This window comes from Rhizobium sophorae (assembly GCF_013087515.1).
Lineage (GTDB): Bacteria > Pseudomonadota > Alphaproteobacteria > Rhizobiales > Rhizobiaceae > Rhizobium > Rhizobium sophorae.
Genome location: NZ_JABFCN010000022.1, coordinates 110808 through 123794, shown reverse-complemented (window position 1 = coordinate 123794; position 12987 = coordinate 110808). Strand labels below are relative to the sequence as shown.

Here is a 12987-nt window from a genome sequence, read left to right as displayed (position 1 = left end):
TTGACCAATTCGCTTCTGCGAATATGCTATTGTGCTGATCTACCTCATCGCCGTCCTTCCGAGATACCGAATGCCTTTGCCCAAACCCAAGCCGGGGATGTCCGGCCAGGAATTGCACACACTCGCTGGACAAGCCCATGAAGCGAGCGGCCTGCTGAAAGCGCTAGCGCACCAGACCCGGCTTCTGATCCTCTGCATACTGGCGAACGAGGAGCGGACGGTGAGTGAAATCGAAAATATCCTCGGCATACAGCAGGCAATGGTCTCGCAGCAACTGGCGCGGTTAAGGCTCGAAGGCCTGGTCCATACGCGCCGTCAGGGCAGGCTGGTCTATTACAGCATCGGCAATGTCAGCGTGCTTGCCTTCCTCGAATCGCTGTTCGATCTTTTTCCGGCTGCAGAGAACAGTTAGAGCATGATGCCGAAAAGTGTGCGCGGTTTTCGGACGACATCATGGTCTATTTCTTTGATTTAGATCAGGATTCAGATTTTAGGCCGATCGGGCCTAAAATCATACTGATCTAGAGATCGCTCTTGCGGAGCACCGCTGCTGCGTCAAAGATGAACTGACCCGGATGATGTCATGCCGGATCGGGAGACCGGATGATCGACAAGCTGGAATTCTTCATCGCCCTTGCCAATGAAAAGCACTTTGGCCGCGCTGCGGAGGAGTGCGGGATCTCGCAGCCGACGCTTTCCGCGGCCATCCGCCAGCTCGAGGATCAACTCGGCGTCATGTTGGTGCAGCGCGGTTCGCGGTTCCAGGGGCTGACGCCGGAGGGGCAGCGCGTGCTCGAATGGGCCCGGCGCATCGTCGGCGATGCCCGCACCATGCGTGAGGAGATGCGTGCCGCGCGCCGCGGGCTTTCCGGCCACATTCGCCTCGCCGCCATTCCGACCGCGCTCGCCATGCTGTCGCGCATCACCACGCCCTTTCAGGAGCGGCATCCCGGCGTGACCTTCTCGATCGTCTCGCGGAATTCGCTGCAGGTACTGAGCATGCTCGAAAACCTCGAAATCGATGCCGGCATCACCTATCTCGAAAACGAGCCGCTCGGCCGCGTCACGACCGTTCCCCTCTATGCGGAGCGCTATAATCTGATCACGGCTGCCGGCAGCCCGCTGTCCGATCGCGACAACGTGACCTGGCGGGAGATCGGCGACCTTCGGCTTTGTCTATTGACTGCCGACATGCAGAACCGCCGCATCATCAACCGCCACTTGACGGAAGCAGGCGCAACAGCGCATCCGACGCTCGAGTCCAACTCGATGATCGTGCTGTTCTCGCATGTCAGGACCGGACGCTGGGCGAGCATCATGCCGCGCAACGTCGCCAAATCCTTCGGATTTCCAGTGGAAATCCGCATGATCCCGATCGTCGAGCCGGAAGCGCATCATCTGGTCGGCCTTGTTGCGCCTTATCGCGAGCCCTTCACGCCGCTTGTCTCGGCTTTGCTGCATGAAGCGAGAGTGCTCGTGCAAGACGAAGAACTTTGATAGAAAAAACCTATCAAGCAACGAGATAGCTTTATTGATCGCCGGCTGCTTCCCTGAGATGGTGGTGACGGAATAGCATCCGGCTGGGGGAGGCCCGCTATTTCGCAACGAGCAAGCCGCTGGGAGGGCTGCCTTATGACCATTCATATCGCCGAAGGCGATATTGCAGCACGCACTCGGGCCATCGTCGCCGATCTTCGCTTTCTCGAAGGGCCGCTGCTTCCCATTCTGCACGAGGTTCAGCAAGAATTCGGCTATGTGCCGCAGGAAGCCATGCCTGTTATCGCGGAGGAATTGAACCTCTCCCGCGCCGAAGTGCATGGGGTGGTGACCTTCTATCACGATTATCGCGACCATCCCGCCGGCCGGCATGTGCTGAAGCTCTGTCGCGCCGAAGCCTGTCAGTCGATGGGCGGCGATGCGTTGGCCGAACGTGTGAAGGCGCTGCTCGGCATCGATTTTCATCAGACGACGCTCGATGGTGGCGTGACGCTGGAGCCGGTCTACTGTCTCGGGCTCTGCGCCTGCGCGCCGGCGGTGATGCTCGACGGCGAGGTCTATGGCCGGGTCGACGATCGGACGGCGGCGGAACTCGTCGCGGAGGCACGCCGATGACGGTCAGGATATATGTTCCGCGCGATGCCGCAGCGCTGGCGCTCGGGGCCGAACAGGTGGCAAAGGCGATTGCCCAGGAGATCGCCGCCCGCGGCTTCGATGCCGAGATCGTGCGCAACGGCTCGCGCGGAATGTTCTGGCTGGAGCCGCTGGTCGAGGTCGAGGTTGCCGGCAAGCGCATCGGCTATGGACCGGTGAAGTCAGAGGATGTGCCTGATCTGTTCGGTGCCGGGATGATTGATGGAAGCGAGCATCGGCTCTGTCTCGGGGAGGTTGAAGACCTCCCGTTCCTCAAGGAACAGACCCGCCTGACCTTCGCCCGCTGCGGCGTCACCGATCCGCTTTCGCTTGGCGATTACGAGGCGCATGGCGGTCTTGCCGGGCTTCGCCGCGCCGTTTCGATGACACCCGTTGAAATCGTCAAGGAAATCACCGATTCCGGCTTGCGCGGCCGCGGCGGTGCCGGCTTTCCCACCGGCATCAAGTGGAAGACCGTTCTCGAGGCCGCCGGCGAACGCAAATATATCGTCTGCAATGCCGACGAGGGCGACAGCGGCACCTTTGCCGACCGGATGATCATGGAGGGTGATCCCTTCATGCTGATCGAGGGCATGGCGATATCAGGGCTCGCGACCGGGGCGACCAAGGGTTTCGTTTATACGCGTTCGGAATATCCGCATGCGATCGCTGTCATGACCGAGGCTGTCGGCATCGCGCGCCAGGCCGGCATTCTCGGGCCATCGGTGCTCGGCTCCGGCCGCGCCTTCGATATCGAGGTGCGCACCGGCGCCGGCGCCTATGTCTGCGGCGAGGAGACGGCGCTGCTCAACAGTCTCGAGGGCAAGCGCGGCGTCGTGCGTGCCAAGCCGCCGCTGCCGGCGCATAAGGGGCTGTTTAACTGTCCGACCGTCATCAACAACGTGATCTCGCTGGCTTCGGTGCCGGTCATCATGGAAAAGGGTGCGGCCTTCTACCGCGATTTCGGCATGGGCCGCTCGCGCGGCACCATCCCGCTGCAGATTGCCGGCAATGTCAGATATGGCGGCCTCTATGAAACGGCCTTCGGTCTTTCGCTTGGAGATATCGTCGACAGGATCGGTGGCGGTACAGTGACGGGACGGCCGGTCAAAGCTGTGCAGGTGGGCGGACCGCTCGGGGCCTATTTCCCGCGGGCGCTGTTCGACACGCCGTTCGACTACGAATCCTTCGCCGCCAAGGACGGACTGATCGGCCATGCCGGCATCGTCGTCTTCGACGACACGGCCGATATGCTGAAGCAGGCGCGTTTCGCGATGGAATTCTGCGCCGTCGAAAGCTGCGGCAAGTGCACGCCCTGCCGCATCGGCTCGACGCGCGGCGTGGAGACGGCCGACAAGATCGCACACGGGATCGAGCCGGAGAAGAACCGGGCGCTGCTTGCCGATCTCTGCAATACGATGAAGTTCGGCTCGCTCTGTGCGCTGGGCGGTTTCACGCCCTATCCTGTCATGAGCGCCATGACGCATTTCCCGGAGGATTTTTCGCCGGCACCTCTGGTGGAGGCGGCGGAATGACGCGTTTTTCATGGAACGCCTGCGCTGACCTCACCATCTCAAGCAAGGAGACCAATCATGTCTCTCGTCCATGAAATCGACTACGGCACGCCCGCTTCGAAATCCGAGGCCATGGTGACACTCACTATCGACGGACAGCAGATCAGCGTGCCGGAGGGCACCTCGATCATGCGCGCCTCGATGGAGGCCGGCATCAAGGTGCCGAAGCTCTGTGCCACCGATATGGTCGATGCTTTCGGCTCCTGCCGGCTCTGCCTCGTCGAGATCGAGGGTCGCAACGGCACGCCCTCCTCCTGCACGACGCCGGTGGCGGCAAACATGGTGGTGCACACGCAGACGGGGCGATTGAAGGATATCCGCCGCGGCGTGATGGAACTCTATATCTCCGACCATCCGCTCGACTGTCTCACCTGCGCGGCCAACGGCGATTGCGAATTGCAGGACATGGCGGGCGCCGTCGGCCTGCGCGATGTGCGCTACGGCTACGAGGGCGACAATCACGTCAAGGCGCGCAGCAATGGCGACATCAATCTGAAATGGATGCCGAAGGACGAATCCAATCCCTATTTCACCTATGATCCCTCCAAGTGCATCGTCTGTTCGCGCTGCGTGCGCGCCTGCGAGGAAGTGCAGGGCACCTTCGCGCTGACGATCGAGGGCCGCGGCTTCGGCTCGCGCGTTTCGCCCGGTATGCACGAGCATTTCATCGATTCCGAATGCGTCTCTTGCGGCGCCTGTGTCCAGGCCTGCCCGACGGCGACGCTGACGGAGAAGTCGGTGATCCAGATCGGCCAGCCCGAGCATTCGGCTGTGACGACCTGCGCCTATTGCGGCGTCGGCTGTTCCTTCAAGGCGGAGATGCGCGGCGAGGAACTGGTGCGCATGGTGCCGTGGAAGGACGGTCAGGCCAATCGCGGCCATTCCTGCGTCAAGGGCCGCTTCGCTTATGGCTATTCCACTCACAAGGACCGTATCCTCAATCCGATGATCCGCGAAAAGGTCAGCGATCCCTGGCGGGAAGTGAGCTGGGACGAGGCCTTCGCGCATGTGGCGACGGAATTCCGCCGCATCCAATATCAATACGGCCGCGAGGCGATTGGCGGCATCACCTCGTCGCGCTGCACCAATGAGGAAACGTATCTGGTGCAGAAGCTGATCCGCGCCGGTTTCGGCAACAATAATGTCGATACCTGCGCCCGTGTCTGCCATTCACCGACGGGTTACGGCCTCGGCCAGACCTTCGGCACGTCGGCGGGCACGCAGGATTTCGACAGTGTCGAGCATTCCGACGTCGTCATCGTCATCGGCGCCAATCCGACCGACGGACATCCGGTGTTCGGCTCGCGGCTGAAGAAGCGGCTGCGCCAAGGGGCCAAGCTCATCGTCATCGATCCGCGCCGCACCGATATCGTCCGCTCGCCGCATATCGAGGCCTCCTATCACCTGCCGCTGAAGCCCGGCACCAATGTCGCGGTCATGACGGCGCTGGCGCATGTGATCGTCACCGAAGGGCTCTATGACGAGACGTTCATCCGCGAGCGCTGCGACTGGTCGGAGTTCGAGGACTGGGCAGCCTTCGTCGCCGAACCGCAGCACAGTCCCGAAGAGACCGAGATCTTCACCGGCGTGCCGGCGGCGGATCTGCGCGGCGCGGCGCGACTCTATGCCAAGGGCGGCAACGGCGCGATCTATTATGGCCTCGGCGTCACCGAACACAGCCAGGGCTCGACCACGGTGATCGCTATCGCCAACCTGGCGATGGCGACCGGCAATATCGGCCGTCCCGGCGTCGGCGTGAACCCGCTGCGTGGCCAAAACAACGTGCAGGGTTCCTGCGACATGGGTTCTTTCCCGCACGAATTGCCGGGCTACAGGCACATTTCCGACGATGCGACGCGCGATATCTTCGAAAAGCTCTGGGGCGTGAAGCTCAACAACGAGCCGGGCCTGCGTATTCCGAACATGCTGGATGCGGCAGTCGACGGCTCCTTCAAAGGCATCTACATCCAGGGCGAAGACATCCTCCAGTCCGATCCCGATACCAAACATGTCGCGGCCGGGCTTGCAGCGATGGAATGCGTCGTCGTGCAGGACCTGTTCCTCAACGAGACCGCCAATTACGCCCATGTCTTCCTGCCGGGCTCGACCTTCCTCGAGAAGGACGGCACCTTCACCAATGCCGAGCGCCGCATCAATCGCGTGCGCAAGGTGATGTCGCCGCGCAACGGCTATGGCGACTGGGAAGTGACGCAGAAGCTTGCCCAGGCGATGGGGCTCGACTGGAATTACACCCATCCGTCGGAGATCATGGACGAGATCGCCATGACGACGCCGAGCTTCGCGATGGTCTCCTACGACTATCTCGAAAAAATGGGCTCGGTGCAGTGGCCCTGCAACGAGAAGAGCCCGCTCGGCTCGCCGATCATGCATGTCAATGGCTTCGTGCGCGGCAAGGGCAAGTTCATCCGAACCGAATATGTGGCGACCGACGAGCGTACCGGTCCGCGCTTCCCGCTGCTTCTCACCACCGGCCGCATCCTCAGCCAGTACAATGTCGGGGCGCAGACAAGGCGAACCGAGAATGTCGTCTGGCATGCGGAAGACCGGCTGGAAATCCATCCGCACGATGCCGAGCAGCGCGGCGTTCGCGATGGCGACTGGGTGAAGCTCGACAGCCGCTCCGGCGACACGACGCTCAGGGCGCTGATCACCGATCGCGTCGCGCCGGGTGTCGTCTATACGACCTTCCATCATCCCACGACGCAGGCGAACGTCATCACCACCGATTTCTCCGACTGGGCGACGAACTGCCCGGAATACAAGGTGACGGCGGTGCAGGTCTCGCCCTCCAACGGGCCGAGCGAATGGCAACTCGAATATGACGAGCAGGCGCGGCAATCGCGCCGCATCGCCGGCAAGCTCGAGGCGGCGGAGTGATGATGCGGGGGCGGCTCTGTAAGCAGGAACGCGCATGATGACCTTCACCGTCACCGCCCATGTCCCCGAGACCGCCCGCCGCAACGGCGTCCTCCAGACCGGTTCGCGCATCGTGCCGGAAGAGGTGCCGATCGCCTTTTCCTATGGCGGCAGTTCGCATGCTGTGATGATGGCAACGCCTGATGATCTCGAGGATTTTGCGATCGGATTCAGCCTGACCGAAGGGATCATCACCGGGCCGGCGGAGATATCAGGCATCGAGGTCGTCGAGGGCGAGCAGGGGATCGATGTGCAGGTGAGCCTGGTCGACGACGTCGCCGATCGGCTGCGGCTACGCCGCCGCAGCATGGCGGGACCGGTCGGCTGCGGGCTCTGCGGCATCGAATCGATCGAACAGGCGGTACGACCGGTGCCGGATGTCTCGAGATCGCCACTGGCGCTGTCGCATGCGGATATCGTCCGCGCCGTTTCGCTTCTGAACGAGGCGCAGCCGCTGCATCGTGAGACGCGGGCGGTGCATGGCGCCGGGTTCTATCGTCCCGGCAGGGGGCTGATTGCCGTACGCGAAGATGTCGGCCGGCACAATGCGCTGGACAAGCTCTGCGGCGCCGTCATCCGTGCTACTGAAAGAGGTGGGGACGGCGCCGTTGTCGTCACCAGCCGGATCTCCGTCGAGATGGTGCAGAAGGCGGCGATCCTCGGCAGCCCGGTGCTCATCGCCATTTCGGCGCCGACGGCTCTCGCCATCCGCACGGCCGAAGAAGCCGGCATGGCGCTCGTCGCGCTGGTGCGTGGCGAGGATTTCGAGATTTTCACTCACCCGCACCGCATCTCGCCCGGAAGCATTGCCGATGTCGCATGATACCAAGACCAAGCTCGTCTATATGGCAAACCAGATCGCCACCTTCTTCAAAAGCCAGCCGGAAAGCGAGGCCGCGCAGGGGGTCGCCACTCATATCAACAAATTCTGGGACCCGCGCATGAGGCGGCAATTGTTCGAAATTCTGGAGAATGAGGAGAACGGCCTGGACGCGCTCGTGCTTCAGGCCGTTCCTCTTATCCGAAAGCCGGAGCCGGTAAAACACTAAAGCGCGCTCCTCGCGCTTTAGGTCTTTATTTCAATGTTTTAGTCCTAAAAACCAGGATCGATCCGTGCGGGAGGGGAGGCAGGAGCAACCTGCCTGCACATGTGCCGGTGACCAGTAAAAGCTGAAATCAAACCAGATTTGAATCAAGGAGGAGTTTTCATGACTGCAGCGGAAACACGTACAGACGGGCGTTGGCGGGCCTGCTCGATCGGGAAAGGATCGTCGCAAGGCCTGGGTTCAATCGGTGGCTGGTGCCGCCGGCAGCGCTCGCCATTCATCTCTGCATCGGCATGGCCTATGGTTTCAGCGTGTTCTGGCTGCCGCTTTCCAAATCGCTCGGGATCACGGCCTCGACGGCCTGCCCCGATCTGACACTCGCCTCGGCGCTGTTCACCACGACCTGCGACTGGCGCGTTGCCGACCTCGGCTGGATCTATACGCTGTTCTTCGTCCTGCTTGGTTCATCCGCCGCCATCTGGGGCGGCTGGCTCGAGCGCGCCGGTCCGCGCAAGGCGGGCGTCGTTTCCGCCTGCTGCTGGTGCGGCGGCATCATTCTTGCCGCGATCGGCGTCATCACCCATCAGCTCTGGCTGATGTGGCTGGGTGCCGGCGTCATCGGCGGCATTGGTCTCGGCCTCGGCTACATCTCGCCGGTCTCGACGCTGATCAAATGGTTTCCCGACCGGCGCGGCATGGCGACCGGTATGGCGATCATGGGCTTCGGCGGCGGTGCGATGATCGGCGCTCCATTGGCCAACCTGCTGATGAGTACTTTCAAGACCGACAGTTCGGTCGGCGTCTGGCAGACCTTCATCGTCATGGCGGTGATCTATTTCGTCTTCATGATGGGCGGCGCCTTCGGCTATCGCATTCCGCCGGCCGGCTGGCGCCCCGAGGGTTGGACGCCGCCTGCAGCCAAGAGCACGATGATCACCACCAAACATGTGCACCTGCGCGATGCCCACAGGACAAAACAGTTCTGGCTGATCTGGGCGGTGCTTTGCCTCAACGTTTCGGCCGGTATCGGCGTTATCGGCATGGCCTCGCCAATGCTGCAGGAGATCTTCGCCGGTTCGCTGATCGGCCTGCCGGATGTCGGCTTCGCCCAGCTCGACGCCGGGCAGAAGGCATCGATCGCCACGATCGCCGCCGGTTTCGCCGGTTTGCTGTCGCTCTTCAACATCGGCGGACGGTTCTTCTGGGCGTCGCTGTCCGACAAGATCGGCCGCAAGAATACCTATTACTGCTTCTTCGTCCTCGGCATCGTGCTCTATGCGCTGGCGCCGACCTTTGCGGGCATGGGCAACAAGGCGCTGTTCGTTCTCTCCTTCGGCATCATCTTGTCGATGTACGGCGGCGGCTTCGCGACCATCCCGGCCTATCTTGCCGATATTTTCGGCACGCAGTTCGTCGGCGCCATCCACGGCCGGCTGCTGACGGTCTGGGCAACGGCCGGCATCGTCGGTCCCGTCGTCGTCAACTATATCCGCGAAGCGCAGATCGCCGCCGGCGTGGCACCCGGTCCAACCCTTTATACCGGCACCATGTATATCCTCGCCGGCATGCTGGCGCTCGGGCTCATCGCCAATTCGCTGATCAGGCCGCTGTCGGACAAATGGTTCATGTCCGATGACGAGGTCGCCGCGTTGCAGGCGAAGTCGGCGGCCGTCAATGCCGGACCGACGGGTTCCTTCGGCATCGGCACAGGCGGATTGGACGCCAAGGCGATGCTTGCCTGGGGCGTCGTCGGCATTCCGCTGCTGTGGGGTGTCTGGGTGACGCTGAGGGCAACCTTCGCGCTGTTCGGCTAAGCCATCAAAGCGCGTCGCAAGGGCTTCATGCGGCGCGCTTCATCGTCGTATACAGCGCAATCCGGTCAAAGTGTCGCCTGCACCGGCATGGTTGAGAACTCTTCCCAGCTTTGGGCGGTCGCTGCGCCGGCGCCATGCGCAACGCTTCACAGCCATGCTGACGGGGCATGGTTAATATCGCGTATAAAAGCTGTCGCTAATCTTATGATGCCAGGATTAAAGTCGCAGCTTAAGAGCAGTTCAGGTTTTCGCGGAAGCGGAGAACCGCTCTAAGCTTTTGTTTTTACGCAATTCCGGACGGAAAACCGCTTCGCACTTTTCCTGGAAAGGCTCTACCGTGTATCTCGCGCAATAAAAAAACCGCCCGAGGGGGCGGTTTTCAATAAATTAGCGGGTTTTCAGAATTAGGCAGCCAGTTCATCCGTCTCGTTTTCCTTGAACATCTTGGCGAGGTTCAGGAAGCAAATCATGCCATTCTCCGAAGCGATGATGCCTTCGCAATAAGCCCGGTCGAACGACGCGGTCACCTCAGGCACCGGCTGGACCTGGCTGGACGAGATGGTGAGAATGTCCGAGACGCGGTCGACAAGCATGCCGATGACCATGCTGTGAACCTCGGCGACGACGATGGCGCTGCGCTCATTGGCGACCGTGCTCTTCATGCCGAGCTTGAAAGCAAGATCGATGATCGGGATCACCGAGCCGCGCAGGTTCATGACACCGATGACATCGGCCGGCGCATGCGGGATCGGCGTCGACGGCGCCCAGCCGCGGATTTCGCGGATGGTCGTGGTCTTGACGCAGAATTCCTGGTCATGCAGGCGGAAGGCAATAATCTCGAGCGTATCGCCGCTGAAGTTAGTCGAATTGATCGTGGCCATTAGAATTCTTCCCAACTATCGTAAGCCAGGGCAGAAGCGGATGCGCCACCATTGGCGCGGACAAGCTTTGCCTTCATACCACGCGATGGCTTTGCGCTCGGCGAAGCATCGTTACGGTTATTGTCAACATTAGCGAAAGAGTGTTGCCCAAATCTAAATTGGTAGACGGGATTGCGAAGGTTTTTAATCTTGGATGAAAGCCAGGCGGTTTGCTGCCGATCTCCTTCGCATTCCAAGTGCTGTAGTCGAGATCGTGAGAAAAATTTCGCCGATTTTACTCAGCTGATCGTCTTTTCGATCTGCGAGACCGCCCAATCGACCTGCTCCCTCGTTATGACCAATGGCGGAGCGAGGCGGATCGTGTGGTCGTGGGTGTCCTTGGCGAGCAGGCCGCGCTCCTTCAGCGCATGGCAATATTGCCGGGCGCCGCCGGCTTCGGGTTCCAGCTCCACGGCCATCATCAGACCGCGGCCGCGCACGTCCCTCACGATGTTCGAGCGGATCGACCTGAGACCTTCTAGGAAATAGTCGCCCATAACAGCGGCGTTCTCGATCATGCCCTCTTCCGTCAGCACCTTCAGTGCGGCGCGCGCCACCGCGCAGGCGAGCGGATTGCCGCCGAAGGTCGAGCCGTGCTGGCCGGGCTTCAGCACGCCCAGAACTTCGGAATTCGAAAGCACGGCCGACACCGGATAGAAGCCGCCAGACAGCGCCTTGCCGATCAGCGTCACGTCGGCCTCGATGCCTTCGTGCTCTTCGGCCAGCAGTTTGCCGGTGCGGCCGAGACCGGTCTGGATCTCGTCGAGGATGAGGGTGACGTTGTTTGCCGTGCAAAGCTCGCGGATGCGGGTGAAATAACCCGCCGGCGGGATGATGACGCCGGCCTCCCCCTGGATCGGCTCGATCAGCGCCGCCACGGTATTTCCGTTGATTGCGGCGGCGAAAGCCTCGGCATCGCCGAAGGGAATGATGCGGAAGCCTGGCGTGTAAGGGCCGAAACCGCTGCGGGCCTCGGGATCTGTGGAGAAGCTGATGATGCTCAGCGTCCGGCCATGGAAATTATCGGCGCAGACGATGACCTCCGCCTTGCCCTCCGGAACGCCCTTGACCTCATATCCCCATTTGCGCACCGCCTTGATGGCGGTCTCCACCGCTTCGGCACCGGAATTCATCGGCAGGATCTTGTGCGAGCCGGTGAGAGCCGCGAGCTCTTCGTAGAGATAGGCGAGCTGATCGTTGCGGAAGGCGCGGGAGGTGAGCGTCAGCCTGCCAGCCTGCTCGACCATGGCGGCGAGGATCTTCGGATGACAATGGCCCTGGTTGACGGCGGAATAGGCCGAGAGGCAATCGAGATAACGGTTGCCGTCGGTATCCCAGACATGAACACCTTCGCCGCGCGTCAGCACCACGTCGAGCGGCTTGTAGTTATGGGCGCCGAGCCGCTGTTCGGTGGCGATCAGTTTTTCCGAAGTGTTCATGGCCGTTCTCCCATCTTATTTCAACGCATGTTGTTATCGCAAAACCGCTGCACACTTTTGCTCGACATGCTCTTATGCGGCGCGTGTCGGGCGATCGAAGATGCGGCGGCCGAAGAGGCTTGCCGTCAGCTCCACCAAGATGCGGGCGCTCTTGCCGCGATCGTCGAGAAACGGATTGAGTTCGACGAGATCGAGCGACGAGACGAGACCGCTGTCCGAAAGCATTTCCATCACCAGATGGGCCTCGCGAAAGGTCGCGCCGCCAGGCACCGTCGTGCCGACGCCGGGGGCAATCTCGGGATCGAGGAAATCGAGGTCGAGGCTGACATGCAGCAGGCCGTTCGCCTTGGTGACGACATCGAGGATCTCACGCATGATGGCGCCGATGCCCTGCTCGTCGATCGCGCGCATGTCGAAGACATTGACGCCGTGTTCGTGGACTTCCTCGCGCTCGCGCGCATCGACCGAACGGATGCCGACCTGGAAGACATTCCTCGGATCAACGAACGGACGGTCTTTCGGCAGGATCTCGGCGAACTCCGCCTCGCCGCAGAAGAAGGCGACCGGCATGCCGTGAATATTGCCGGAGGGCGAGGTGGCCGGGGAATTGAAATCGGCATGGGCGTCGAGCCAGAGCACAAAGAGCGGGCGGTCTTTGCTGGCGGCATAACGGGCCATTCCGGAGACGCTGCCCATGGAAAGGCTGTGGTCGCCGCCAAGAATCAGCGGAAAACGGCCGGAGGCGGCGACGTCATGGACGCTGCTTTCGAGGGCGCGCGTGAAGGCGCCGACGATCCTCAGATTGTGGGCTTTCGGATGGTTCGGCAGATCCATCGCCGGCACGATGCGCAGATCGCCGAGATCGGCGACATCATGGCCAAGCTCGATCAGCGTCTGGTCGACGCCGGCAATGCGCAAGGCTGCTGGGCCCATGGCAGCCCCTCTGCGGCCGGAGCCTTCTTCCAGCGGCGCGCCGATGAGGGTGACAGATCGCGATTGGGCATTCATGTGGAGGGCTCCGTGTTGAGGCCTGTTTCGGCCGATAATGGGATAAAGGCCTGGCGGCAAAAAGATGGAAAAGTGTCAGAAATGGACTATGATTGCGCAGATTGATAAACCCATTTTGA

The 12987-nt window shown here is 61.6% G+C and carries 11 protein-coding genes; 8 read left to right on the top strand and 3 right to left on the bottom strand.

Annotation, left to right across the window (positions count from 1 at the left end; translation table 11 throughout):
• The first annotated feature begins 70 nt into the window (after positions 1-70).
• The 8 genes from G9X64_RS13500 to G9X64_RS13465 all read left to right on the top strand — a co-directional run bounded on the left by G9X64_RS13500 (position 71) and on the right by G9X64_RS13465 (position 9501).
• On the top strand, positions 71-412 hold the full coding sequence (locus G9X64_RS13500; protein WP_171376699.1) for an ArsR/SmtB family transcription factor: 342 nt from the start codon (positions 71-73) through the stop codon (positions 410-412).
• 191 nt (positions 413-603) lie between these two features.
• The gene (locus G9X64_RS13495) at positions 604-1497 is read left to right on the top strand and encodes a LysR family transcriptional regulator (RefSeq protein ID WP_003543441.1); all 894 of its coding nucleotides are present in this window, start codon (positions 604-606) and stop codon (positions 1495-1497) included.
• A gap of 135 nt (positions 1498-1632) precedes the next feature.
• Positions 1633-2112: a formate dehydrogenase subunit gamma gene (locus tag G9X64_RS13490; protein WP_171376698.1), complete on the top strand. Its 480-nt coding sequence runs from the start codon at positions 1633-1635 to the stop codon at positions 2110-2112.
• The gene (locus G9X64_RS13485) at positions 2109-3665 is read left to right on the top strand and encodes a formate dehydrogenase beta subunit (protein ID WP_171376697.1); all 1557 of its coding nucleotides are present in this window, start codon (positions 2109-2111) and stop codon (positions 3663-3665) included. Before G9X64_RS13490 ends, G9X64_RS13485 begins: the two co-directional genes overlap by 4 nt.
• Before the next feature lie 57 nt (positions 3666-3722).
• Positions 3723-6602, top strand: a complete 2880-nt coding sequence (gene fdhF / locus G9X64_RS13480; RefSeq protein WP_171376696.1) for a formate dehydrogenase subunit alpha — start codon at positions 3723-3725, stop codon at positions 6600-6602.
• 37 nt (positions 6603-6639) lie between these two features.
• The gene (fdhD, locus tag G9X64_RS13475; protein WP_168310336.1) at positions 6640-7464 is read left to right on the top strand and encodes a formate dehydrogenase accessory sulfurtransferase FdhD; all 825 of its coding nucleotides are present in this window, start codon (positions 6640-6642) and stop codon (positions 7462-7464) included.
• Positions 7454-7690, top strand: a complete 237-nt coding sequence (locus G9X64_RS13470; RefSeq protein WP_168310306.1) for a formate dehydrogenase subunit delta — start codon at positions 7454-7456, stop codon at positions 7688-7690. Before fdhD ends, G9X64_RS13470 begins: the two co-directional genes overlap by 11 nt.
• Before the next feature lie 191 nt (positions 7691-7881).
• Complete coding sequence (locus tag G9X64_RS13465) at positions 7882-9501, top strand: OFA family MFS transporter (protein WP_171376695.1); 1620 nt, start codon at positions 7882-7884, stop codon at positions 9499-9501.
• A 404-nt stretch (positions 9502-9905) separates the two neighbouring features.
• On the opposite strand, the gene G9X64_RS13460 is transcribed toward G9X64_RS13465, so the two are convergent.
• The 3 genes from G9X64_RS13460 to rocF form a co-directional block, all read right to left on the bottom strand.
• The gene (locus G9X64_RS13460; RefSeq protein WP_003543427.1) at positions 9906-10382 is read right to left on the bottom strand and encodes a chemotaxis protein CheW; all 477 of its coding nucleotides are present in this window, start codon (positions 10380-10382) and stop codon (positions 9906-9908) included.
• Positions 10383-10660: 278 nt separating this feature from the next.
• Positions 10661-11860, bottom strand: coding sequence for an ornithine--oxo-acid transaminase (rocD, locus tag G9X64_RS13455; RefSeq protein ID WP_171376694.1), 1200 nt, complete (start codon positions 11858-11860; stop codon positions 10661-10663).
• Between the two features lie 72 nt (positions 11861-11932).
• Positions 11933-12868: an arginase gene (gene rocF / locus G9X64_RS13450; protein WP_171376693.1), complete on the bottom strand. Its 936-nt coding sequence runs from the start codon at positions 12866-12868 to the stop codon at positions 11933-11935.
• Between the last annotated feature and the right edge of the window lie 119 nt (positions 12869-12987).

Coding starts and splice junctions, on each gene's coding strand:
- G9X64_RS13470 (WP_168310306.1), top strand. CDS start 7,454: ATGTCGCATGATACCAAGACCAAGCTCGTCTATATGGCAAACCAGATC.
- G9X64_RS13490 (WP_171376698.1), top strand. CDS start 1,633: ATGACCATTCATATCGCCGAAGGCGATATTGCAGCACGCACTCGGGCC.
- fdhD (WP_168310336.1), top strand. CDS start 6,640: ATGACCTTCACCGTCACCGCCCATGTCCCCGAGACCGCCCGCCGCAAC.
- G9X64_RS13460 (WP_003543427.1), bottom strand. CDS start 10,382: ATGGCCACGATCAATTCGACTAACTTCAGCGGCGATACGCTCGAGATT.
- rocD (WP_171376694.1), bottom strand. CDS start 11,860: ATGAACACTTCGGAAAAACTGATCGCCACCGAACAGCGGCTCGGCGCC.
- fdhF (WP_171376696.1), top strand. CDS start 3,723: ATGTCTCTCGTCCATGAAATCGACTACGGCACGCCCGCTTCGAAATCC.
- G9X64_RS13495 (WP_003543441.1), top strand. CDS start 604: ATGATCGACAAGCTGGAATTCTTCATCGCCCTTGCCAATGAAAAGCAC.
- G9X64_RS13485 (WP_171376697.1), top strand. CDS start 2,109: ATGACGGTCAGGATATATGTTCCGCGCGATGCCGCAGCGCTGGCGCTC.
- G9X64_RS13500 (WP_171376699.1), top strand. CDS start 71: ATGCCTTTGCCCAAACCCAAGCCGGGGATGTCCGGCCAGGAATTGCAC.
- rocF (WP_171376693.1), bottom strand. CDS start 12,868: ATGAATGCCCAATCGCGATCTGTCACCCTCATCGGCGCGCCGCTGGAA.